21 protein-coding genes are annotated in these 23,495 nt (G+C 72.4%); 9 read left to right on the top strand and 12 right to left on the bottom strand.

What is annotated here, in order from left to right; all coding sequences use genetic code 11:
* Nucleotides 1-12: 12 nt before the first annotated feature.
* Entirely contained in the window at nt 13-1,461 is a 1,449-nt protein-coding gene (locus MLUT_RS14380) for an MFS transporter (RefSeq protein ID WP_010079267.1), read from the top strand.
* Between the two features lie 82 nt (nt 1,462-1,543).
* Here MLUT_RS14380 and MLUT_RS14375 read toward each other — a convergent pair whose 3' ends face one another.
* From MLUT_RS14375 to MLUT_RS23550, 4 genes are all read right to left on the bottom strand, one after another.
* The gene (locus MLUT_RS14375) at nt 1,544-2,617 is read right to left on the bottom strand and encodes a glycosyltransferase family 4 protein (RefSeq protein WP_010079268.1); all 1,074 of its coding nucleotides are present in this window, start codon (nt 2,615-2,617) and stop codon (nt 1,544-1,546) included.
* The gene (locus MLUT_RS14370; protein ID WP_010079269.1) at nt 2,614-4,044 is read right to left on the bottom strand and encodes an NAD(P)H-quinone dehydrogenase; all 1,431 of its coding nucleotides are present in this window, start codon (nt 4,042-4,044) and stop codon (nt 2,614-2,616) included. Before MLUT_RS14370 ends, MLUT_RS14375 begins: the two co-directional genes overlap by 4 nt.
* Nucleotides 4,045-4,129: 85 nt before the next feature.
* Nucleotides 4,130-5,383 carry a nucleotide sugar dehydrogenase gene (locus tag MLUT_RS14365; protein ID WP_010079270.1) on the bottom strand — a complete coding sequence of 418 codons (1,254 nt, stop codon included), beginning with the start codon at nt 5,381-5,383 and terminating at the stop codon, nt 4,130-4,132.
* Nucleotides 5,384-5,479: 96 nt separating this feature from the next.
* Nucleotides 5,480-5,956 (bottom strand): hypothetical protein, encoded by a 477-nt coding sequence (locus tag MLUT_RS23550; RefSeq protein WP_231936569.1) that lies wholly within the window; start codon nt 5,954-5,956, stop codon nt 5,480-5,482.
* A gap of 227 nt (nt 5,957-6,183) precedes the next feature.
* Between MLUT_RS23550 and MLUT_RS14355 the strand changes: the two genes are divergently transcribed.
* The 5 genes from MLUT_RS14355 (at nt 6,184) to MLUT_RS14335 (ending at nt 10,961) form a co-directional block, all read left to right on the top strand.
* Nucleotides 6,184-7,020 (top strand): purine-nucleoside phosphorylase, encoded by an 837-nt coding sequence (locus tag MLUT_RS14355; RefSeq protein ID WP_151466120.1) that lies wholly within the window; start codon nt 6,184-6,186, stop codon nt 7,018-7,020.
* Nucleotides 7,020-8,741 carry a phospho-sugar mutase gene (locus MLUT_RS14350; protein WP_010079273.1) on the top strand — a complete coding sequence of 574 codons (1,722 nt, stop codon included), beginning with the start codon at nt 7,020-7,022 and terminating at the stop codon, nt 8,739-8,741. Before MLUT_RS14355 ends, MLUT_RS14350 begins: the two co-directional genes overlap by 1 nt.
* A 20-nt stretch (nt 8,742-8,761) precedes the next feature.
* Entirely contained in the window at nt 8,762-9,451 is a 690-nt protein-coding gene (gene deoC / locus MLUT_RS14345; protein ID WP_010079274.1) for a deoxyribose-phosphate aldolase, read from the top strand.
* A gap of 58 nt (nt 9,452-9,509) precedes the next feature.
* A complete protein-coding gene (locus MLUT_RS14340) occupies nt 9,510-9,815 on the top strand; it encodes a hypothetical protein (protein ID WP_010079275.1) in 306 nt (101 codons plus the stop codon).
* Between the two features lie 78 nt (nt 9,816-9,893).
* Nucleotides 9,894-10,961 carry an acyltransferase family protein gene (locus tag MLUT_RS14335; RefSeq protein WP_010079276.1) on the top strand — a complete coding sequence of 356 codons (1,068 nt, stop codon included), beginning with the start codon at nt 9,894-9,896 and terminating at the stop codon, nt 10,959-10,961.
* Nucleotides 10,962-11,231: 270 nt separating this feature from the next.
* On the opposite strand, the gene mfd is transcribed toward MLUT_RS14335, so the two are convergent.
* A complete protein-coding gene (gene mfd / locus MLUT_RS14330; protein WP_010079277.1) occupies nt 11,232-14,888 on the bottom strand; it encodes a transcription-repair coupling factor in 3,657 nt (1,218 codons plus the stop codon).
* Nucleotides 14,885-15,949, bottom strand: coding sequence for a MauE/DoxX family redox-associated membrane protein (locus tag MLUT_RS14325; protein ID WP_010079278.1), 1,065 nt, complete (start codon nt 15,947-15,949; stop codon nt 14,885-14,887). Before MLUT_RS14325 ends, mfd begins: the two co-directional genes overlap by 4 nt.
* Nucleotides 15,950-16,133: 184 nt before the next feature.
* Between MLUT_RS14325 and MLUT_RS14320 the strand changes: the two genes are divergently transcribed.
* Nucleotides 16,134-16,661 (top strand): DUF2505 domain-containing protein, encoded by a 528-nt coding sequence (locus MLUT_RS14320; RefSeq protein WP_010079279.1) that lies wholly within the window; start codon nt 16,134-16,136, stop codon nt 16,659-16,661.
* An 83-nt stretch (nt 16,662-16,744) separates the two neighbouring features.
* A complete protein-coding gene (locus tag MLUT_RS14315) occupies nt 16,745-17,320 on the top strand; it encodes an arsenate-mycothiol transferase ArsC (protein WP_029248242.1) in 576 nt (191 codons plus the stop codon).
* Between the two features lie 46 nt (nt 17,321-17,366).
* Here the strand turns inward: MLUT_RS14315 and pth are convergent, their stop codons facing one another.
* Together pth and MLUT_RS14305 are read right to left on the bottom strand one after the other, a co-directional pair.
* A complete protein-coding gene (gene pth / locus MLUT_RS14310) occupies nt 17,367-17,942 on the bottom strand; it encodes an aminoacyl-tRNA hydrolase (RefSeq protein ID WP_010079281.1) in 576 nt (191 codons plus the stop codon).
* 7 nt (nt 17,943-17,949) lie between these two features.
* Nucleotides 17,950-18,573, bottom strand: coding sequence for a 50S ribosomal protein L25/general stress protein Ctc (locus MLUT_RS14305; protein ID WP_010079282.1), 624 nt, complete (start codon nt 18,571-18,573; stop codon nt 17,950-17,952).
* A 455-nt stretch (nt 18,574-19,028) separates the two neighbouring features.
* Here MLUT_RS14305 and MLUT_RS14300 point away from each other — a divergent pair, with 455 nt between their 5' ends.
* The gene (locus MLUT_RS14300) at nt 19,029-19,991 is read left to right on the top strand and encodes a PqqD family peptide modification chaperone (RefSeq protein ID WP_256998717.1); all 963 of its coding nucleotides are present in this window, start codon (nt 19,029-19,031) and stop codon (nt 19,989-19,991) included.
* Between the two features lie 46 nt (nt 19,992-20,037).
* On the opposite strand, the gene lepB is transcribed toward MLUT_RS14300, so the two are convergent.
* The 4 genes from lepB to MLUT_RS14280 form a co-directional block, all read right to left on the bottom strand.
* The gene (lepB, locus tag MLUT_RS14295) at nt 20,038-20,790 is read right to left on the bottom strand and encodes a signal peptidase I (RefSeq protein ID WP_010079284.1); all 753 of its coding nucleotides are present in this window, start codon (nt 20,788-20,790) and stop codon (nt 20,038-20,040) included.
* A 2-nt stretch (nt 20,791-20,792) separates the two neighbouring features.
* On the bottom strand, nt 20,793-21,773 hold the full coding sequence (locus MLUT_RS14290) for a ribose-phosphate diphosphokinase (RefSeq protein ID WP_010079285.1): 981 nt from the start codon (nt 21,771-21,773) through the stop codon (nt 20,793-20,795).
* A 116-nt stretch (nt 21,774-21,889) separates the two neighbouring features.
* Nucleotides 21,890-22,927: a nucleotidyl transferase AbiEii/AbiGii toxin family protein gene (locus tag MLUT_RS14285; protein WP_010079286.1), complete on the bottom strand. Its 1,038-nt coding sequence runs from the start codon at nt 22,925-22,927 to the stop codon at nt 21,890-21,892.
* A complete protein-coding gene (locus tag MLUT_RS14280; RefSeq protein WP_256998718.1) occupies nt 22,905-23,447 on the bottom strand; it encodes a type IV toxin-antitoxin system AbiEi family antitoxin domain-containing protein in 543 nt (180 codons plus the stop codon). Before MLUT_RS14280 ends, MLUT_RS14285 begins: the two co-directional genes overlap by 23 nt.
* Between the last annotated feature and the right edge of the window lie 48 nt (nt 23,448-23,495).

The following is a 23,495-nucleotide window of genomic DNA, read 5'->3' as shown; positions in this document are numbered from 1 at the left end:
CAGGGAGACACCATGTCCCACTCCACCCCGCCCGCGAACCCGGGCGCCCCCACCGCCACCACCGATCTCACGTCGGACGCGGTCGCCGCTGCGGAGGAGGTGCCCCGCTCGCGGGTCATCATCGCCTCGCTCGTGGGCACCTCGATCGAGTTCTACGACTTCTACATCTACGCCACGGCCGCCGTCTCGGTGTTCCCGCTGATCTTCTTCGCGGGCGGTGATGACAACACGGCCCTGCTGGCCTCCATGGCCACCTTCGGCGCGGCGTTCGTCGCCCGGCCGCTGGGCGCCGTCGTCTTCGGCCACCTGGGCGACCGCGTGGGCCGCAAGACCACGCTCATCGGCTCGCTGCTGACCATGGGCATCGCGACGTTCCTCATCGGCCTGCTGCCCACGTACTTCCAGATCGGCCTGTGGGCGCCGGCCATGCTGACGCTGCTGCGCTTCTTCCAGGGCCTGGGGCTCGGCGGCGAGTGGTCCGGCGCCGCCCTGCTGGCCACCGCGTACGCCAAGGACGGCAAGCGCGCGCAGGCGGCCATGTGGCCGCAGCTCGGCGCGCCGATCGGCTTCCTGCTGGCCAACGGCCTGTTCCTCACGCTCGTGCTCGGGTTCGGCCACGACTCCACGAGCCCGGTGCTCGACGGCCCGTTCCTCACGTGGGTGTGGCGCCTGCCGTTCCTGCTCTCGATCGTGATGGTGGCCGTGGGCCTCTACGTCCGCGTCAAGCTCGAGGAGACCCCGGTCTTCCAGCGCGCCCTCGACCGCGACCAGCGCGTGAAGGCGCCGCTGGGCGAGGTGTTCCGCCGCAACTGGTGGGAGCTGATCCTGGGCACCTTCGTGATGTACGCCACCTACGTGCTCTTCTACCTGATGACCACGTGGATCCTCTCCTACGCGATCGGCAAGCCGGCCAACGGCTTCCTGGGCGTCCCCTACGCCGAGTTCCTCGTGCTGCAGCTGGTCGGCATCCTGTTCTTCGCGGCGTTCGTGCCGGTCTCCGGCCTGCTGGCGGACCGCTTCGGCCGCCGCCCCACCCTGATCGTGATCTCTGTGCTCATGGTGCTGTTCGGCCTCTCGTTCGGCCTGTGGCTCGCGCCGGAGAACATGGGTGTGGGCGCGGAGCTGAACGTGCCGCTGATGGTGGCGTTCCTGGCCACGGGCATGACGCTCATGGGCCTGACCTTCGGGCCGATGTCCGCGGTGCTGCCTGAGCTGTTCCCCACGAACACCCGCTACACCGGCTCCGGCATCGCGTACAACGTGTCCTCGATCCTCGGCGCCGCGCTGACCCCGTTCATCGCCGCCTGGCTGGTGCAGAAGTTCGACGTCTCCTATGTCGGCTACTACCTGGCCGCCGCCTCGGCGATCACCGTCATCGCACTGGTGCTCTCCCCCGAGACCCGGCACACGGACCTCGACACCGTCACCTCGGCCCGGGAGCGCCGCGCCGCCACCCGCTGAACGCGCGCACGCACCCTGCGATTCCCGCATCCTGTCCCGGGGCCGGCTCGAAGTCCGGCCCCGGACCGCGTCTGGTGAGCTGTCAGCGGCGCACCATCACGCGGCCGTCCCGATGCGCCTGCTGGACGAGCTCCCAATAGCGGTCCACCATCACCTCGGTGCGGTGGGCCGAGACGTTCTCCTCGCGACCGCGATGCGCCGCGGCGAACGCGGCGTCGTCGGTGGCGAGCGCGTGCAGGGCCTCCGTCAACGCGGCCACGTCGCCCGGCTCCACGAGCACGCCGGTGCCGTTCAGCGCCTCCGGGATCCCGCCGATCCGTGAGGCGACGACGGCGCAGCCGGCCGCCTGCGCCTCGAGGACCACGGTGCCGAAGGTCTCCAGGCCCACTGAGGGCAGCACGGCGACGGCGGCGCGGTTGAGCACGGTGTTCACTTGGGGCCCGGTCAGGGCTCCGTGGAACTCCACGCGGCCCCTGAGGCCCAGCTCTGTGGCCAGTGTGCGCAGCCGCGTCTCCTCCTCTCCGGAGCCCACGAGGTCCAGGTGGAGCGGGACACCTCGCTCTCCGACTCCGGCCACGGCGCGCAGCAACACATCGATCCCCTTGTCCGGGGAGAGACGGCCGATGTACGCCACTCGCCGCCGGTCGCGATCCTCTACGCGTGTCTCGGTACGGAAGATGTGGTCCCGGTAGGAGTTGTGGACCACCACCGCGCCGCCGCCGATGTCCGCGGACATCATCTCGCTGTTCGCGGCCAGCACGGTGGCCCGGCGGATGAGCCGCTGCTTGACGTGCAGCACCGCCTTCCGTCTCCGGCTCAGCGGGATGCCCGGCACGCGGAGGACAGCCCGCATGGTCACAACCCACGGGCGGGGCACCACCAGGTGCGCCCAAGCGAACTGCATGAGGGCATTGTTGTGGAAGACCACGTCCGCACCGCGCACCGCGGCCAGCAGCTCGCCCGGGGACGGTTCGCGCAGGACGCGGTAGGGCAACGTGGCGTCGAACTCCGCCGGAGCGGGGTTCCGGGTGACGACGAGCACCTCGGCACCGTGCCGTGTGGTGAAGCCGCGCGCGAGAACGTCCGCGGTCACCTCGATCCCTCCCGTCTCGGGGAGGAAGCGGTGGGCGAAGATCGCGACACGCACGGTGCTCACACCCGCACATGGAGGCGGCGCGCCGCCTCCGCGATCGACCCGGACATGGACGGGTACACGGTGAAGGTGTCCGCGAGGTCGTCCACGTGCAACTTGTGCGTGACCGCGAGCGCGAGCGCGTAGATCAGCTCGGAGGCGCGCGGCGAGACCACCACGCCGCCGATCACGGTGCCGGAGCCCTGACGCGCGAAGATCTTCACGAACCCCTCCTCCGCGCCGGACATCTTGGCGCGGGGGTTGGTGTGGAAGTCCAGTCGCAGCACGTCCGCCTGGTACTGGCCGGAGTCCACCTGCGCCTGCGAGACGCCCACGGTGGCGATCTCCGGCGAGGTGAAGATGTTCGAGGCCAGCAGGTGCGGGCGCAGCGGCTTGAGGGCGTCGCCGAGCAGGTGGGCCACGGCGATGCGCCCCTGCATGGCCGCCACCGAGGCGAGGGCGAGCTTGCCCGTGCAGTCGCCCGCCGCGTAGATGCTCGGCACGGACGTGCGGGAGACGCCGTCCACGAGCACGTGGCCGGAGTCGGCCAGCTTCACGCCCACGTCGTCGAGGCCGAGGCCCGCCGTGTTCGGCACGCCGCCGACGGCCACCAGCGCGTGGGAGCCCTCGATCGACGGGGTGTCTTCGGCCCCCTCGCCGGAGAGGTGCACGCGCACGCCGGTCTCGGTCCGCTCGACCGACTCGGCCCGGGAGCGGGAGACAACCCTGAGGCCGTTGCCCTCGAAGACCTTCTCGAGCAGCTCTGCGGCGTCGGCGTCCTCGCCGGGGAGCACGCGGTCGCGCGAGGAGACGAGGGTGACCTTGGCGCCGAGGCGGTTGTAGGCCGAGGCGAACTCGGCGCCGGTGACGCCGGAGCCCACGACGATCAGGTGCTCGGGCAGCTCCTTGAGGTTGTAGACCTGCTTCCAGTTGAAGATCCGCTCGCCGTCCGGGACGGCGGTGGGCAGCTCCCGGGGACTCGCGCCGACGGCCACGAGGATCGCGTCCGAGGTGATGATCTCGGGCTCGGCGCCGGCGTCGGCGTCGTCGAGGGCGCGGACGGACACCTCGTGGGGGCCGACGACGCGGCCCACGCCGTCGATCACCCGGACACCGACCCGCTCGAGGCCCGCGCGGATGTCCGAGGACTGCTCGTGGGCCAGGTTCAGGATGCGGTGGCCGACCCGGCCCATGTCCGCGTGGACCTCGGCCCCGCCGAGGTCGACCCCCAGGTCCACGGAGGCGCCCACGCGGCGCATCGAGTCGGCGGCGGCGATCAGCGTCTTGGAGGGGACCACGTCCGTGAGGACGGCCGCGCCGCCCACCCCCTGGCGCTCGACCAGGGTCACGCGGGCGCCCAGCTTCGCGGCCACCATGGCGGCCTCGTAGCCGCCGGGGCCGCCGCCGATGATGGTCAGGGACGGGATGAAGGTGCTGTTTTCCTCGGTCACGCCCCCCATTGTGTCCCGTTTCCGGGTGGGATGTGACAGGGGCCCATTGAGCGGCGGTCCTGGGGTAGGCCCCGCCGATGCGGTCTCAGAGACGTGTCACCCGTTCACCGGCAGGGACAACGTTCCTCGTGTCGAACACCCGCACGCCGAGATTGGACACCTCGGCGTAGTCGACGTCCGAATGGTCGGTGACCACGATGACGAGATCCTGCGCTGAGAGCTCCGCGAGCTGCCCCACGCGACGGACGCCATCCGGCCAGGAGCGGCCGTGGACCCAGGAGTCGAGGGCGGACACCTCGGCGCCGTAACCGTGGAGGAGGTCGATGATGGCCTCCGCGGGAGACTCGCGCACGTCCGAGGAGTCACGCTTGTAGGCCAGGCCGAGGAGCGCCACCTTGGCACCGTTGAGCGCCTTGCGATCCTGGTTGAGCAGCTTCATGACCCGCTCCACCACATGAACCGGTTGGTGCTCGTTGACGTCGTTCGCCAGCTCCACGAAACGGAAGGTCTGACCCAGGCCCTTCTTCACGGCCCAGGACAGGTAGCTCGGGTCCACGGGAAGGCAGTGACCGCCCACTCCCGGGCCGGGGGTGAAGCGCATGAATCCGAACGGCTTGGAACCGGCCGCCTCGATCGCGTCCCAGATGTCCACGTTGAGCTGGTGTGCGAACACCGCGAGTTCGTTCATCAGCGCGATGTTCACGTGACGGAAGGTGTTCTCCAAGAGCTTGGTCAGCTCCGCCTCCCGAGTGCCCCTCACGGGCACGGGGCTGTCGATGATCGACGCGTAGAACTCCTGGACCTTCACGAGGCATGCCTGCGTCAGGCCGGAGATGACCTTCGGGGTGGTCTTGAACGTCCAGTCCCTACGCCCCGGATCGATGCGCTCCGGGGAGTATCCGACATGGAAGTCCTCGCCCGCGGTCAGACCCGACCCCTTCTCCAGGATGGGGACGAGCAGCTCGTCCGTGGTGCCCGGGTAGGTGGTGGACTCGAGAATCACGGTCGCACCGGGCGTGACGTGCTCCGCCAGGGAGGCGCCCGCCGACTCGATGAAGCTCAGGTCCGGCAGGGAGTCGCGCAACGGCGTCGGGACGGTGATGACGGCGACGTCGAAGCCGGCGGCGTCGTCATAGTCCCGGGTGGCCAGGAACCGGCCGGAACGGAGGGCCTCCTGGACGTCCCCGTCCGAGATGTCCTCCACGTACGACCGCCCGGCCTGTAGATCCGCTGTACGCGACTCACTCAGGTCCAGGCCCACGACGTGGTGGCCGACCTCGACCGCTCTCATGGAGACCGGCAGTCCGACGTAACCCTGACCGATGATGACAACCTTCACTGCAATCAGCACTCCTCATCCTGGGCAGACCGGGCTCATGATGAACCGGCACGGCGTCCGCGACCTGACTGTGATGTTAGTTTCCGCAACGTGAGTCTAGTTTCCATGACACCGTGCCCCGCCCCGCCGCCAACCGTGTAGAGGACCTGCCCGTCCCGCGAGGGCGGGACGGGGCGTGGCGGTCAGCTCGTTGTTACAGCGGCCGCGACCGGTGGCTCCATCGCCGAGGCCGAAGACGATGTCGGCCTCCTCGCCGGGCTCATGGACGTCGTCGCCGGGCCCGCTCAGATCCCGCACGATCGCGGAGCTGACACTGCCGACCGGCTGATTGGCCACGTTGGAGTGGTGGATCTGGGAGTTCCGGATGTCGTCCCACGATGAGGCGACCCGGGTGAGCTTGCGTCTGTTGTCGTTGACGACGTTGTCATTGCGCACCTGGATGTCGAACAGGAGCGGGTTCGCGGCCGTGTACTCGATGGCGCAGCCAGAAATGTTCCTGACGCTGAGGTACACGTCCGTGGCGGTGCCGTTGAGGGCCGCCAAGGGCTGGAAGAAGTTGAGCTCCAGCGTCACGGGCTGACCATTGCATAGGCGCGAAGCGAAGGCGAGGTCGATGGGCATGGGGTCGCAGACCGGGGAGGCGCTGGCGGCGGCAAGATGACGCGGTTTCACCATTCAGGTCCATCGTCATCGGCGTCCACCCGGAGAGTCAACCACGTCCCCACCGCTTCGTGTCCGCCCTCCCCCGCTGGATCCACCCCCGCACCTACACTGACGGCGTGAACGAGCAGAGCACCCCCGTGACCGCGGCCGACGCCGACTCCTCCCCCCTGACCGGCGACCACCCGGGCTTCGCCGAGGCCCGCGCGGCCGCCGACACCATCGCCCGGGCGACGGGCGTGGCGGAGCACCGCATCGCCGTCGTCCTCGGCTCCGGCTGGGGCGAGGCCGCCGGCCTGATCGGCGACGAGGTCGCCGCCGTGCCGCTGGCCGAGGTGCCCGGCTTCCACGCCCCGAAGGTGCCCGGCCACAACGCCGTGATCCGCTCGGTCCGACTGCCGGACGGCACGCACACCCTCGTCTTCGGCTCGCGCACGCACTTCTACGAGTCCCGCGACGCCCAGGCCGTGGCGCACACCGTCCGCACCGCCGCCGCCGCCGGGGCGCGCACCGTGGTGCTGACCAACGGCTGCGGCGGCATGGACCCGGAGATCGCCCCGGGCACCCCCGTCCTGATCGCGGACCACATCAACCTCACCGGCGCCACCCCGCTCGCCGGCGCCACGTTCGTGGACCTCACCGACCTCTACTCGCCGCGGCTGCGCGCGATCGCCCGCGAGGTGGACCCGTCCCTGCGCGAGGGCGTGTACGTCCAGTTCGCCGGCCCGCAGTACGAGACCCCCGCCGAGGTGCGGATGGCGCGCACCCTCGGCGGCGACCTCGTCGGCATGTCCACGGCACTGGACGCGATCGCGGCCCGTCACGCCGGGCTGGAGGTGTTCGGCATCTCACTGGTGACCAACCTCGGCGCCGGCATCTCGGAGACCCCGCTGTCCCACGCCGAGGTCGTCGAGGCCGGCCAGGCCGCCGGCCCGCGCATCGCGCGCCTGCTCGCGGACATCGTGGGGCGGCTCTGATGCCCGCGCACGACGACGTCGCCGCGCTCCCGGAGGACGTCCTCGCCCGGGCCGAGCGGTGGGCGGCGGAGGACCCCGACCCCGCGCACCAGTACACCCTGCGCGCCGAGCTCGACGCGGCCGCCGGCGTCGGCCCGGAGGCCGCGGCCGCCCGGGCGGCGCTCGCCGCCCGCTTCGCCGGGCCGCTCGCCTTCGGCACCGCCGGCCTGCGCGCCGAGGAGGGCCCGGGCGAGTCCCGCATGAACCGGCTCGTGGTGCGCCGCACCGCGGCGGGTCTGGCCGCCCACCTGTGGGACGGCGTCGGGCGGGACGCGGCCCCGCCGCTGGCCGTCGTCGGGTACGACGCGCGGCGCGGTTCGGCCGCCTTCGCCGCGGACACGGCCGCCGTCCTGACGGCCGCGGGCGTGCAGACCGTCCTGCTGCCGGATCCGCTGCCGACGCCGGTGCTCGCCTTCGCGGTGCGCCATCTCAGCGCGGACGCGGGCGTGATGGTCACGGCCAGCCACAACCCGCCCGCGGACAACGGCTACAAGGTCTACCTCGGCGGGCGGCTCACGGACGAGGCGGGTCGGGGGGCGCAGATCGTCTCCCCCGCGGACGCGCAGATCGCCGCCCGCATCGACCACGCGGCGTGGGCCGCGGACATCCCGCTCGCCGACGACGGCTGGACCGTGGCCGGGCCGGACCTACTGGAGGCCTACCGTGCGGCGGCCCTCGGCGTGCTCGACGACGACCGGCACGGCCACCGCGACCTGCGCGTGGTCTACACGCCCCTGCACGGGGTGGGCGGCGCCGTGGTCCCGGGCCTGCTCGAGGACGCCGGCTTCGGCCCCGTCCACGTGGTGGCCGAGCAGGCCGCCCCGGACCCGGCCTTCCCCACGGTGGCGTTCCCCAACCCGGAGGAGCCGGGGGCGATGGACCTCGCCCTCGCCCTGGCCGCCGAGGTGGACGCGGACCTGGTGATCGCCAACGACCCCGACGCCGACCGCCTGGCCCTGGCCGCGCCCGTCACCGACGCGGACGGCGTCCGCACGTGGCGGATGCTCTCGGGCGACGCCGTCGGGACGCTGCTGGGCGCGCACGCGATGCCGGCCCTGCACGCGGCCGGCCGCAGCGCCGCGAACTCCGTGGTCTCCTCCCCGCAGCTGGCCGCCCTGGCGGAGACGAACGGGGTGAGGCACCACGTCACGCTGACCGGCTTCAAGTGGATCTCCCGTGCCCCGGACCTCGGCTTCGGCTACGAGGAGGCCCTCGGCTACTGCGTGGACCCGGACATGGTGCGGGACAAGGACGGCATCACGGCCGCCCTCATGGCCGCGGAGCTGGCCGCCGCCCTCACGGCGCAGGGACGCGGCCTGACGGACGCCCTGGCCGACGTCGACGCCGTCACCGGCGCCATGCCCAGCGCCCAGGTCTCGGTCCGCGTGGCGGACCTGTCCCTGATCGCCCGCACCATGACGGCCCTGCGTCAGCAGGCGCCGGCCACGCTCGCGGGCGAGCCCGTCACCGTGCGCCGGGACCTGGCCGCCGGCGGGGACGGGCTGCCGCCCACGGACGCGCTGCTGTTCGCCACCGACTCCGGCACCCGCGTGCTCGCGCGCCCCTCCGGCACCGAGCCGAAGCTCAAGTGCTACCTCGGCACCCGGGACGCCGACCCGGCCGCGGCCGCCGAGCGGCTCGAGGCGCTGCGGGCCGAGGTGATGGCCCTCGTGGGCGGCTGAGCCTCGGTAGGCTGGTGGGCATGACCGTCTCCCTCACCACCGCCGAGCTGGCGAAGTACATCGACGCGACCGCCCTGAAGGCAGACACCTCGGAGGCGGACGTGCGCCGCCTCGTGGCCGAGTCCCGCGAGGCCGGGGTCAAGAGCGTCTGCATCAACCCCGTGTGGGTGCCGCTGGTGGCCGCCGAGCTCGCGGACTCGGACGTGCTGACCTGCACCGTGATCGGCTTCCCCCTCGGCGCCAACACCTCGGAGGTCAAGGCCTTCGAGGCCCGGCAGGCGATCGACGCCGGCGCGGACGAGGTGGACATGGTCATCGACGTCGCCGCGGCCCGCGCCGGGGACCGCGCCCGGCTCGTCTCGGACGTCCGCGCCGTGGCCGAGGCCGCCCACGCGGACGGCCCCGCGGGCGATGGCGGGGCGTTGCTCAAGGTGATCGTGGAGACCGCCCTCCTGGACGACGACGCAATCGTCCTGGCCTGCGAGGCCGCGGTCGAGGCCGGGGCGGACTTCGTGAAGACCTCCACGGGCTTCTCCACCGCGGGCGCCACCGTCGAGCACGTCGCGCTGATGCGCCGCACCGTGGGCGAGGGCATCGGCGTGAAGGCCTCCGGCGGGGTGCGCACCCGCGAGGACGCCTTGGCGATGATCGAGGCCGGGGCCACCCGGATCGGGGCCAGCTCCGCCCTTGCTATCCTGGGATCCGACTGACTCGCATCACTTCGGCCGGGCGTCCGCCCCGGTCGGGACCGCACCGAAGGAGCATCACGTGATCCGCAACGGCAAGGCCATCGACCACTCCAACGTGGGCGGCGTCTGGGGTTCCCTGATCGCCTTCATCGTCGCCTTCGGCGCGTTCCTCGGCTGCCTCTACGCCATGGGCTTCTGGACGCTCGAGTCGGTCTGGGTCCCCGGCCTGATCGCGCTGGCCCTGGCCACCGTGGCCTTCATGATCCCCAAGGCGTTGCTGGGCCGCAGCGACACCGTGGACACCACCGCCATCCACACCCGTCCCGCCGTCGAGCACGCCGCCACCGGCGCCCACGCCGTCGAGACCGGCGCCGCGCACCGCTGAGCCGTCCCGGAGCCGAGGATCGCTGACACCGGTCGTCCGGCTGCCGCGCGCCGAAGGGCGTCCACCCGCAACACGGGGGTGGACGCCCTTCGGCTTGTCTCCATCGCGGCGGTGGTGCTGGGTCACGCATACCTGACGGACCTCACCTTCAGCCGGTACCTGGAGATCTGGCGGATGCCGCTGTTCTTCTTCCTCACCGGCTACTTCTGGACGCGCGGCCGCCCCTGGGCCAAGGACGTGCGGGGCCGCTTCCGGAGCCTGATGGTGCCGTACCTGGTGTGGGCGGCGCTCATGTCCGTGGCCGCGTTCGCGTGGTTCGGCGACGACCCCGACCTCCTGCGGCGCCTGATGCTCACCGGCTGGTACGGGGGCGCGGACCAGGAGCCCCCGTGGTGGGCGTTCTGGTTCATCTCCGTCCTGTTCTTCACCACGGTGCTGCGCCGATTCCTCGAGCGCTTCCCGTCCGCCGTCGCCTGGGCGGTGGGCCTGGCCGGGCTGGCGTGGGCCCACCTCGTGCCGGACTCCGCGATCGCCCGCACGCCGCTGGGCGTCGGGCTGGCCCTGCCCTGCCTGCTGTTCGTCCTCAGCGGGGAGATGTTCCGCCGCCGCGTCCAACCGCACGTGCGACGCCATCGGACGCTCATCGGCGTCGGCCTGGTGCTGCTCGGGCTGGGCGCGGTCCGGCTGGGCCTGGAGCCGCCCAACATCAAGTTCGGCGGCTTCGGCACGCCGGTGCTCACCCCCGCCGTGGGCGTCCTGATGTCCGCGGGGATGGTGCTCGTGTTCGGTTCCACGGTGGAGGGGCTGCTGCGCTCCTTCGCCCGACGCACCGGGACGGGGCAGGCCCTGCGCCGCGTCATCACCGCCCTGGTCCGGACGGGCACGGTGGTGGTGCTGCTGCACGGCTGGGTGCTGATGTGGGTCACGCGGCACGGCGTGGAGGACAACGCCGCCAAGTTCGCCCTCGCGCTCACCCTCAGCTGGCTGGCAGGCCTCGCCCTGCTCGCCACCCCCCTGTCCAAGCCGTTCACGGGGGCGCGCCGCCGCTGGCACCCGGTGCACCGCCTGCGTCGCGTGGAGCCCCCGCACCACGTCACGTCCGCGCTGCCGCGCGTCACGACCGCCTCGGAGAGGTCACAACCATGAGCCGGGATCATCGCCCCCCGATCCGCAATCCGTTCCTGCCGTCGACGCCGGAGGAGCCCGAGGTGCGGGCCCGCGACGGCGCGGCCACCCGGCCGGCCCCGCCGCGCCAGCGTACGGCGCCGACCGGGGCCGCGCGGAGGTCACCAGCGCGGGGACGGAACCAAACCAGGCGCTGACCGTCCCCGGCCCGCTGCTCGACCTCGCACCGAGCCGCTGCGGTCCCTCCGGGCGCACGGCGTCCTCGTCCGCGTGACCTCGTCCTGACCCGCCTCAGCCCTCCGGCGCGAAGATCGCGTCGACCACCTGCTGCGCCCACTCGAGCAGCGGGACGTCCACGAGGTCCTGACCCATGACCGGCTTGGTCTTGGGACGCGGGATGAGGACGCCGTTCAGGGCCGGCTTGACCTGGGCGCCCTTGTACATGCGGGTCAGGCGCATCTGGCGGGACTCCGGCAGGTCCGCGGCGGGGCCGAACTTCACGTTCTGCCCCAGCAGCATCACCTCGGTGACGCCCGCAGCTCGGGCCCGGTTGCGGAACCGGGCGACGGCGACGAGCGCCTCCACCGGATCCGGCAGCGGGCCGTAGCGGTCCTTGAGCTCCTCCACCACGGCGTCCACGGCGGCGTCGTCCGCGGCCTGGGCGAGGTTGCGGTACATCTCCAGGCGCAGCCGCTCCCCCGGCACGTAGTCGTGCGGCAGGTGGGCGTTGACCGGCAGCTCCACCTTCACCTCGGCGGGTGAGGTGTCCTCCTCGCCCTTGAAGTCGGCCACGGCCTCGCCCACCATCCGCAGGTAGAGGTCGAAGCCCACGCCGGCGATGTGGCCGGACTGCTCCCCGCCCAGCAGGTTGCCGGCGCCGCGGATCTCGAGGTCCTTCATGGCCAGCTGCATGCCCGCGCCGAGCTCGTTGTGGGTGGCCACGGCCTTGAGCCGTTCGAGGGCCACCTCGCCGAGGGGCTTCTGCGGGTCGTACAGGAAGTACGCGTACGCCCGCTCACGGCCACGGCCCACACGGCCGCGCAGCTGGTGCAGCTGCGAGAGGCCGTAGCGGTGGGCGTCCTCCACGATCAGGGTGTTGGCGTTGGCGATGTCCAGGCCGGTCTCGATGATCGTGGTGGACACGAGCACGTCGAGCTTCCGCTCCCAGAAGTCCACCATGATCTGCTCGAGCCGGGCCTCGCTCATCTTGCCGTGGGCGACGGCGATCCGCGCCTCCGGCACCAGCTCGGCGATGCGCTTGGCCACCTTGTCGATGGTGGTGACGCGGTTGTGCACGTAGAACACCTGGCCCTCGCGCATCAGCTCGCGGCGGATGGCCGCGGTGACCTGCTGGTCCGAGTACGGGCCCACCGAGGTGAGCACGGGGTGGCGCTCCTCCGGGGCGGTGGCCAGCGTGGAGGTCTCGCGGATGCCGGTGAGGGACATCTCGAGGGTGCGCGGGATGGGCGTGGCGGACATGGCGAGCACGTCCACGTTGGTGCGCATCTTCTTCAGCGCCTCCTTGTGCTCGACGCCGAAGCGCTGCTCCTCGTCCACGACCACCAGGCCCAGGTCCTTGAACTGCACCTGGTCGGAGAGCAGCCGGTGGGTGCCGATCACCACGTCCACCTCGCCGTGCGCGAGCCCCTCGACGACCTCCTTGGACTCCTTGGCGGTCTGGAACCGGGAGAGCGCGGCCACCTTCACGGGGAAGCCGGCGAACCGGTCGGAGAACGTCTGGTGGTGCTGGCGGGCGAGCAGCGTCGTGGGGACGAGGACGGCCACCTGCTTGCCGTCCTGCACCGCCTTGAACGCGGCGCGCACGGCCACCTCGGTCTTGCCGAAGCCGACGTCGCCGGAGACGAGCCGGTCCATGGGGACGGCCTCCTCCATGTCCTTCTTGACGTCCTCGATGGTGGTCAGCTGGTCCGGCGTCTCGATGAACGGGAACGCCTCCTCCAGCTCGGCCTGCCACGGGGTGTCCGGGGCGAACGCGTGGCCGCGCGAGGCCATGCGGGCCGAGTACAGGCGGATGAGCTCGCCGGCGATCTCGCGGGTGGCGCGCTTGGCCTTGGACTTGGTCTGCGCCCAGTCCGAGCCGCCCATCCTGGACAGCGACGGCGTCTCCCCGCCCACGTAGGTGGAGATCAGGTCGAGCTGGTCGGTGGGCACGAACAGCCGGTCGCCGGGGGCGCCGCGCTTCGAGGGCGCGTACTCGAGCACGAGGTACTCGCGGTAGGACTCCTCGGCACCGGGGGCGGTGCGCGGCCCGCCGGTGACCTTGCGGCGCTGCAGCTCCACGAAGCGGGCGATGCCGTGCTGGGAGTGCACCACGTGGTCGCCGGGCTGCAGGGTCAGCGGGTCGACGGCGTTGCGCCGCTTGCGGGCCAACCGTGCCCCGGGGGCGCGCGTGCCCGCGGTGCGGTGCCGGCCGAAGAGGTCGTGCTCCGTGATCAGGGCGATCTGCGCGTCCGGGATCGTGAAGCCGGAGCCGACGGGCGCCGTCGCGATGGAGACCCGCCCCGGGGCGAGGTCCGCGGGCAGGGGCCCGTCCGCCACGGAGGCCGTGAGGCCGGCCTCCGTGGTGAGCTCGGCGAGACGGCGGGTGGAGCCGGGGCCGTCGGTGAGGACCACGGCATGCCACCCCTCCGCGAGCCGGACGCGGGTGTGCGCGACCATGGCCTCGATGTCGCCGGAGAAGGTCTGCGGGACGCCGAGGGTGGCGCGCAGGGTGGCGGCGTCGGGCAGCAGCTCGTCGTCCGAGACCAGCGCGGTGACGGACCAGAACCCCTGGTCCTGCTCGAGTGCGGCCGCGCGGAGTTCGGCCACCGTGAGGAAGCCACCCGCGGCGGACTGGTCCGCCCCGGCCACGTCCACCGGGGCGACCGCGCCCTGCGCGGCGCCGGCCCACGCGGCCTGGAGGAACTCCTCGTTGGTGGCCAGCAGGTCGTCGGCGCGGCCGCGCAGGCGCTCGGGCTCCACGAGGACGGTCAGCGACCCGGTGGGCAGCATGCGGGGCAGCGACGTCATGGCCTCGGCCAGCAGCGGGGAGAGGGACTCCATGCCCTCCACGGCCACGCCCTCGGCGATCCGGTCCAGCATGTCCGCGGCGGCGGGCATGGCCGGGATCAGCTCTTTGGCGCGCCGGCGCACGTGGTCCGTGATCAGCAGCTCGCGGCACGGGGGCGCGTACAGCTCGGAGGGGTGGCCCGAGCCGTCCTCCGTGGTGTCCTCGAGGGAGCGCTGGTCCGCCACGGAGAACCAGCGCATCTGCTCCACCTCGTCGCCGAAGAACTCGATGCGCACGGGGTAGTCCTCGGTGGGCGGGAACACGTCGATCAGCCCGCCGCGCACGGCGAACTCGCCGCGTCGGCTGACCATGTCCACGCGCGAGTAGGCGGCATCCGCGAGCGCGGCCACCACACCGTCGAAGTCCCGCTCCTCCCCCGTCCGCAGGGTCACCGGGCTCAGCTCGCCGAGCCCGGCCACGAGGGGCTGCAGCACGGCGCGCACGGGGGCGACGACGATGCGGAGCGGGCCCTCCGCGTGCTCCTCGGGGTGGGCGAGGCGGCGCAGCACGGCCAGGCGCGCGCCCACGGTGTCCGAGCGCGGGGACAGGCGCTCGTGGGGCAGCGTCTCCCAGGACGGGAACAGCGCGGCGGCGCCGGCGGGGGCCCAGGCGGCGAGGTCGGTCACGAGGTCCTCGGCCTCGCGGGTGGTCGCGGTGACCACGAGGACGGCGGCGCGCTCGCCGTGGCCCTCGGCCAGCGCCTCGGCCAGGACGGTCAGCAGGGGCGCGCGGGCGCCGTCGGGCAGGCCGATCTCCAGCTCGACGCCCCGGGACTCGAGCGGCCGGGCGGCGGAGGCGGCGGCCGCCTCGATGGCACGTTCGGCGCGCAGGCGCGGCAGCAGCGGGGCGAGGACGGGGGTGGTCTCGGGGACGCTCATGCGCGGACCTCCGGGGTGGCGGTGGAGCCGTCCGTGGCGGCGGGCAGTTCGGTGGTCATGATCTCCCGGATCTCTTCGAGGAAGGCGAGGACGTCGTCGGCGCCGCCCACCGGGCCGCCGGCGGTGAGCCGGTCCGTGCCGAGCAGCACCGCGGTGGGGAACGAGTGCAGGCCGAGGGCCTGCGAGGCGGCGCCGGCCGGGTCGGCGAGCACGAGCGACGCGTCGACGGCGCCGCGGCGGATCGCCCCGTCGGCACCGGGGGCGTGCTGGGGCATGAGGACGCGCAGCCGGACCGGCCCGAGCGCGTCCGTGAACTCGTCCAGCCGCTCGATCACCCGCGCGCAGGAGCCGCACCCCGTGGACAGGCGCAGGACCACCACGGCCCCGTCCGCGACCAGCCGGTGCAGACCGGTGTACTCGCCGTCCGCGACCACGACGGCGTCCGGGAACGGGTGGCGTTCGGGCTCGGCGCCGTCGGCCGGGTCGAGGGCGGCCGGGGCCTCGGGCGTGGGCGTCGCCGGGGCGGCGTCGGGCGCGGCCGGGACGGACTCGCGCCCGGCCAGGAACGCGGCGGTCGCGAGCAGCACGGACACGAGCAGGGCCCACGCCCACGCCCCGGCGCCGAAGGCGGTGAGCGGCTGCCAGGCCAGGCCCGCGCCGTGCACCGCCAGCGAGACGATCCCCTCGGCCAGGGCCAGGACGGCGAGGGCCAGGAAGACGACGTTGCGGACCACGGTGGTGCGGGAGATCGGGGCGGCCGAGGCCTCGCCGAAGCAGCCGCACGAGACGCCGTCGTCCTGGGCCCGGACCACGAGCGCGAGGAAGGCGGCGAAGAGGGCCACGGCCACCAGCCCGACGACCGGACGCAGCAGGGTGAAGGGCTGCAGGAGGGCGGCGGCGAGCAGCAGCTCGAGCCAGGGGAACGCGCGCGCCAGGGCGGGGGCCGCGAACGGGCGGGGCACCCTGAGTCGGGTGAACGTGGCCTGCACGTCCTCGCCGGAACGGAGCTTCGCCGTCCCGCTCAGGAGCATGATGAGGGCCACGGCCCAGAGTGCCGACATGGCGGACACACCTTCCAGGGGGTTCACGAGGGGTCGCGCGGCCGGTCCCGGCGCCGTGCACGGGACCCGGGTCGCGGAGGCCAGCATATAAGGTGGGGGTTGGACGCCCATCGCCGTCGGCGAACCGGTGCCGGCCCTCTCACGGCCCGCCGGGCGCGGCCTGACTTGACCCCGAGGAGACACCGTGGCCTTTTCCGCTCAGCAGCCCATCCCGCACCCGCCGGCGGCCGTGGCAGCCGCCCTGGCGTCCGAGGACTTCCACCGTTCCGTGGTCGAGTCCTTCGGCGGCTCCCTGGTCTCGTTCTCCGTCGAGGGCTCCCCGGAGGGCCCGATGACCGTCACCGCCGTGCGCTCCCTGCCCGCGGACCGCATCCCGGACCGTGTCCCGGACATGGCCCGCAAGCTCATCGGCTCCGCCCTCCAGGTGGAGCAGGTGGAGCGGTGGGACGCGCCCGCCGCGGACGGCTCCCGCGCCGGCACCACCACCATCACCGTGCCCTCCGCCAAGGCGACGGCGGACGGCGCCCTCCGCCTGACCGCCGCCGGTGAGGGCTCCCAGTTCTCCGTGGACGGCACCCTCGTCTGCCGGATCCCGCTGGTGGGCTCGAAGCTCGCGGCGAAGGCCGAGCCGATGGTCGGCAAGGTCGTCGATCGTCAGGCCCGGGCGCTGTCCTCGTGGCTCGGGCGTGACGGAGGAGCCGCGCGCAGTTGATCTCGTTCTCCCGTCGTCACGTCCCGACGAGCCCGCCTCCACCTGCCCGGCGGGGGCGCCGGGCCCTCCCCGCGCCGGACGCCGTGCTCATCGTGTGCACCGGCAACGTGTGCCGCTCGGCTTATGCGAGCCGCGCCCTCCAAGGTCAGCTGGGGCCCCTGGCCCCCGGCCGGGTGGAGGTCGGCAGCGCCGGCTCCCAGCCGAATCAGGCCCTGAGGGTGCCCCCGCCGCTCGTGCGGCTCGGCGCCGAGGCCGGTGTCGCCGGCCTTGCGGACCACCGGCCCGCCGCGTTGCAGCCGTTCATGATCGAGGTGGCGGATCTCGTGTTGACCGCGACTCAGGAACACATGAGCTTCGCGCTGCGCCAGGTGCCGCAGGCCGTCACGCGCGTGTTCACCGTGCTGGAGCTCGCGGAGCTGGTCCGCATCCTGGACGCGCGGGACGGACGGGACTGGATCCCCGCGGGCCGAGGGGTGCGCGCCTTCGCGGCGGAGGCGGCCCACCACCGGGCCCTCGCACGGTCGACCACCCAGCCCCTCGACATCGTGGACCCGTTCCGCGGACCGGAGGAAGGGTACGCGGAGATGATCCGGATCATGGATCCCGCAGTGGAGACCATCGCGGACGCCCTGGCCCGTGCCGTGACCCCGGCGCCCTGAGCGTGGGATCCCGCCCTGCGCGTCGCGGATGTCACGGGGCGGGAGGTCAGTGGAACGCCTGCTGGGCGGGCTCGAGCCCGTCCGTGACGAGCTTCTCCACGGCGTCCGCCGCGCGGTCCACGTGCAGCGGCAGGACGTCCTGCTCGGGCTTGGTGAAGGGGCGCAGCACGAAGTCGGCCACGTCCATGCGGCCCGGGGGCCGGCCGATGCCGACGCGCACGCGGGCGTAGTCCTTCGTGCCCAGCGAGGCGGTGATGGACTTCAGGCCGTTGTGGCCGCCCTCTCCCCCGCCGCGCTTGAGGCGCAGGGTGTCGAACGGGATGTCCAGCTCGTCATGGACCACCACGAGGTCCTCGGGGCCGATCCCGTAGAAGGACGCCAGCGCGGAGACGGGGCGTCCGGAGACGTTCATGTAGCCGGTGGACTTCGCGAGCACGACCCGCGGCCCCCCGATGCCGAGGCGACCCGTGGCCACCACGGCGCCGGCCCGGTGGCGGGTGAACCCGACCCCCATGCGGGAGGCGAGCTCATCCGCCACCATCTGGCCGACGTTGTGACGGGTGCGCTCATACTCGGGCCCGGGGTTGCCGAGCCCGACGATGAGCGTGGTCCCCGTCGTCATGGCGTGATCAGTCCTCGGAGCCCTCGGACTCGCCCTCGGCAGACTCGGCGGCCTGCTCCTCCTGCACGGACTCGTCGCCGAGGTCCTGCTCGACGACCTCGTTGACGGTGGCGATAACGATGTCGTCCTCGAGCTGCAGGGTGGCGCCGGCCGGGACCTGCACATCCGGGGCGTACACGTGGTCGCCGGCCTCGCGGCCCTCGACGGAGATGGTGACGGCCTCGGGCAGGTCGGTGGCGTCGGCCTCGACCGGCACGGTGACGTAGTCCAGCACGTACTCGGTGCCGGGGGCGACCTCGCCCTCGACCTGCACGGTGACCTCGACGACGACCTTCTCGCCGCGGCGGACCTCGATGAGGTCCAGGTGGTCCACGGTGTCCTTGATGGCGTGGCGCTGGATGTCCTTGGGCAGGACCAGGTGCTCCTCGCCGGCCTCGTTCACAACGGTGAGCAGGGCGTTGGGGTTGCGGACGGCCAGGGTGGTCTCCTGGGCCGGCAGCAGCAGGTGCACGGGCTCCTGGCCGTGGCCGTAGACGACGGCGGGGATCAGGCCGGCGCGGCGGGCCTGGCGGGCGGCGCCCTTGCCGAAGTCGGTGCGGCGGGTGACCTTGATCTTGAGCTGGTCAGACATGATGCGTCCTCCTGTGGGGGTCTCGGCCGCGCAGCCGGGGGCGGCGCGGGATGCGGCCAGGAGGGGGCTTCAGTGCCGCAGCGGGTCAGCATGCTGACGCGCAGGCGGCGGCCTCGTCGATCACGGAGCGCGCGCTCCCTCGCCTGGGCAACCCGTCAAGGATACCACCGCCGTCCTCGTCACCGCGGGAGCGCCCTCTGCCGAGCGCACAGGCCCAGCGGGCCGGCGCCGCACGCCCTAGAGTTGCCTCAGTGCCTTGCCCCCGTCAGAGGAGCCCCATGCCCGCGCATCCCACCGACTGCCAGCACCGGGACACGTCCACCTGGTCGATCGAGACCGGGGCCGGGTCCCTGCTCGTCTCGTCGCTCGACGAGGTCGAGTCTGCCGCCATCGTCCGCGCGTGGTCACGGTGCACCCCGACACCGTGCGAGGCCTCACGGGGGGACGTGGACCGTGTGAGTCTGGCCTCGCTGTCGTGGGACCAGTTCCACGAGGAATTGGTCCACCGGGCCACGCGCCACGCCATCGAGGCGGGGCGCGGGAGCCACCTGATGTTCCATGCGGCCTGCCTGGCTGACCTTGAGACCGGTGCCGCCGTCGTCCTGGTCGCGGCGTCGGGGACGGGGAAGACCACGGCGACTCGGACCCTGGGACCCCACTACGGCTACCTCTCAGACGAGACGGCGATCGTCCACCCCGGGGATCTCGCCGTCACCCCCTACCCCAAGCCGCTCTCCGTGCTCAGTCCGTCTGGAAGCCGTCCGAAGCATCAGGTGAGTCCGGACGAGATAGGGCTCGGTCAAGCCCCGGAGGCGACGCTGCAGCGCATCTGCGTGCTGGAGCGTGTCCGGGAGCCGGGCGAGCGCGTGACGGCGCGTGCCGAGCCGATGCCCCTGCTGGAGGCGTTGACCCTCCTCGTGCCCCAGACGTCCTCCGTCGCCCATCTTCCGCGTGGACTGGTCGCCCTGTGCCGGACGCTCGACAGGCTGGGCGGCGCCCTCCGGCTCGTCTACTCGGAGGCCTCTGACCTGCGTCCCGTGATAGACGGGCTGCTCGCGCAGCAGCCCGCACCGATGAGCCCGTCATGGACGCCTCTCAATGACCCGGAGCTCTCCGCCAGCCCGAGGACAGTCTCCACCGCCGGGACACCGGGCGGTGACGGCGCAACCGTCCGGCGCCACGGTGCGGAGTGCGGAATCCAGCTCGATGACGGCCGCCTGGTCCTGCTCGCCTCGGACCGCCTGGTCGTGCTCGAAGGTCTGGGCCCCTCCGTCTGGCTCCTGCTGGACGAGCCGCGGACGGCCGCCGACGTGGTGGGCCGTCTCCGCGCCGAAGGGCCCGTGCCCGAGGACGCCGAGGCCCGGGTGCGGGAGGCGATGGACGCCCTGGTCACCGCGGAACTGGCCACGACCGGCTGAGCCGGCACGGTCCGCCGTCGCCCAGGAGGCCCCGCGCCTCAGGAGATCAGTGCCCGCCCCAGTGCGTGGGCGGCCAGACGGTCACGAAGACCTCACCCACGATGTCCTCGCGGGTGACGAAGCGCGCGCAGTCCCCGGCCTGGTCGGCGGGGATGCCGCGGCACGCGATCACGGAGTCGGCCGAGTTCGAGCGGTGGTCGCCGAGCACGAGCATCGAGTCCTCCGGCACGGTGACCGGGCCGAAGCAGCGCGCGGACATCACCTCGGACTCGCAGTCCAGCTCGTCCCGGATGAATGGCAGATCGTTGTGGATGTATGGCTCGTCCAGGGGCTCCCCGTCCACCGTCACGGCGCCCTCGGCGGTGCAGCACTCCACGGTCTGCCCCGCGGTGCCGACCACGCGCTTGACCAGCGCCTGCTCGTGCGAGCGGCCGATGCCGGTGAGGTCGCCGAACGTGCGGACGGCGTTCTCCACGGCCCCCTCCGGTGGCATGGGGTGCGCCCAGTCCTCGTTGGCCGTGAAGACCACCACGTCCTGGGAGTCGGCCATCCCGTCCGGGTAGGCGGTGCGGTTGACCAGCATGCGGTCCCCCACCTCGAGGGTGTTCTCCATCGAGCCGGACGGCACCGAGTACACCTTCACCCACAGGGCCTGCACCACGGCGACGACCGCGAGGGCCACCACCACGTTCAGCAGCAGGGAGGCCCAGAACGGCAGGCGTGGGCCGCGCCGCTCCGGCGCGGCCGTGGCCCCGCCGTCGGCCTCGTCCCCGCGGACCGGCTCCACGCGCTCGGCCATGCTCAGGCGTCGCCGTCGAACAGGCTGGTGACGGAGCCGTCCTCGAACACCTCGCGGATCGCGCGGGCGATCAGCGGAGCGATGGAGAGCACGGTGAGGGACTCGAACCGCTTCTCCTCGGGGATGGGCAGCGTGTTGGTCACCACGACCTCGCGGGCGCCGCAGTCGCTCAGGCGCTGGGCGGCGGGCTCGGAGAACACCGCGTGGGTGGCGGCGATGATGACGTCCTTGGCGCCGGCGTCCTTCAGGATGCGCACGGCGCCGGCGATCGTGCCGCCGGTGTCGATCATGTCGTCGATCAGCACGCACACGCGGCCCTCGACGTCGCCCACCACGGTCTTCGACTCCGCCTTGTTCGGGACCGTGAGGTCGCGGCTCTTGTGCACGAAGCCCAGGGGCACGCCGCCGAGGCGGTCCGCCCACTGCTCCGCCACGCGCACGCGGCCGGTGTCCGGGGAGACCACGGTGACCTCCTCGCCCTCCACGCGGGTGCGGATGTAGTCCGCGAGCAGCGGGATGGCGAAGAGGTGGTCCACCGGGCCGTCGAAGAAGCCCTGGATCTGCGCGGTGTGCAGGTCCACGCTCATCACGCGGGAGGCGCCGGCGGTCTTGTACAGGTCCGCCACCAGACGGGCCGAGATCGGCTCGCGGCCGCGGCCCTTCTTGTCCTGGCGGGCGTACGGGTAGAACGGGGAGACCACCGTGATGCGGCGGGCGGAGGCGCGCTTCATGGAGTCCACCATGATCAGCTGCTCCATCAGGTGGTTGTTCAGCGGCGCGGGGTGGGACTGGATGATGAACACGTCCTTGCCGCGCACCGACTCGCCCGAGCGCACGTAGATCTCGCCGTTGGCGAAGTCGTAGGCGCTCATGGGCAGCAGCTCGGTGCCGAGCTCCTCCGCGATCTCCTGCGCGAGCTCGGGGTGGGCGCGGCCCGTGGCCAGCACCAGTCGCTTGTCCTCGCTGCGGCTCAGCTCCGTCATGACGTCCTCATCATCCTTCGTGGTTGCACGTTCCATGCCCGGCGGCGGCGCGCGGCCGACGTCCAGCGGGCCGCCTGAGGGGCCCGGTCCTCGCACCCATCCTAGGGCGCGCGGGGTCAGCCCTGAGCGCCGGAGCCCTCGGCGCCGGCGGCCCGCGCGATCCTTGTGATCAACGACTCCAGCCAATCCGCCGCGTCGGACACGCGCGGCTGCAGGAGCCTGGCCTGTCCCTCCGCACCCACTCGTGTCTCCTCCAGCGCATCCAGGTACCCCTGCTCGAGAGTCCGGACGTGAGCGACCGGAGGCGGCCACTCATGCGGTGTGTGTCCTGCCGCAGTCCGGCCGGGTGACCGAAACATGAAAGTACGGCTGACGAGATCTGCGAGCAACGGGATGTCGACACCACCCTCGGCCTCCGCCCCATGCCAGAGCAACTGGATGTCCACGAGATCGTGGCCTCGCGTCTGATGTGGATCCGTGACGGCATGGATCTTCTGTGCGAGCTGCTGCTCGACAGCCATCACGGCCACAGACCGCGGTGTTCCACATCCCAACGCGGTGACCGCCTCCGCGACCTGGGGTGCCACGACCTCGACTGGCTGCGCCAGCGTGCTGCCCTCGAATTCGTCGCGCCCGATCTCGATCGGGACCGACACCCAACTTGTCCTCGGGGAGAGAAAATGCAGGGTCACCTTCGCTCGTGACAGGACGTAGGGATCGGGCACTCCGAGAGGCTCCGCAGGATCGTCCTCATGCACCGTGCCGAAGAAGGCCACCCGGGTCGCAGCCGGGTCGGCCTTGAGTTCTCTCTTGCTCCCGGGCGCGGCCCCCCATCCCCGGTCGACGAACCCGGTCAAGTCCTTCAGCGCCTGCTGGGGATCGCGAGCCAGTAGATCGAGATCCCGGGTCGCCCGCGTCCCGGTGGCTCCATGGCGGAGTCGAACGCCATTTGCACCCTTGACTACGACGCCTTCCGGCAACATCTGCGCCACGATCACTGCTCCCAGCAACCGGCGCGCCCGGTCCACCGGAACGCCCATCGCGTCAGCGATCGCCTCCAGTCGACGGTTGAGTTGGCCTTCGCTCCTGGGCGCACCTCGAGCTCCCAGATCGCCCAGGCCCACGACCACGTCAGCGACCGCCACGATGTCCACCGTTCTGCCGCGCCTCCAGGTCCCTCTTCAAGCTCCTCGCCTCGCCCACCGTGAGCAGCCCGCGCGCGCGGGCCTCCTCGATCGCAGCGGCGACGCGCTCGAGAGGGATGCGGTCGAGTGCCTCACGAAGGGCTTGGTTGATCGTGAGGCCTCGCACGCCGCCGTGAAAGGTGAGGTCCTCGTCGCCCGGCGGGGGACGGCGTCGTGTCACTCGTACATGCGCGCGCGGCGAGCCGCGGTACCGCCTCGTCACGCCCACCCGTACGACGGAGGGATCGACCAGGGCGAGGTCGTACAGTGACAGCACTGCGTCCCAGTCCAGGAATGCATCTTCACCGACCGTGGCCACGGCCTCCGCCGCGTCCGTGAACCGGTCGCGGGGAACCTGGCGATGGAGGTACACCCCGTGGGCCAGCCTCCGCAGAACGCCGCGCTGGGCGAGCTTGCGGACCTCGACGGCGGGCACGCCCGCCTCCTCCGCTTCCGTAGTGGTGATGACCCCGTGGTTCCCCGCAGCCACGTCCCACAGATCGTCACGATACGTCACGGGATCACCACCTCATCTCTG

This window comes from Micrococcus luteus NCTC 2665 (genome assembly GCF_000023205.1).
Classification (GTDB): Bacteria; Actinomycetota; Actinomycetes; order Actinomycetales; family Micrococcaceae; genus Micrococcus; species Micrococcus luteus.
This window is presented reverse-complemented; position numbering and strand designations above follow the sequence as displayed.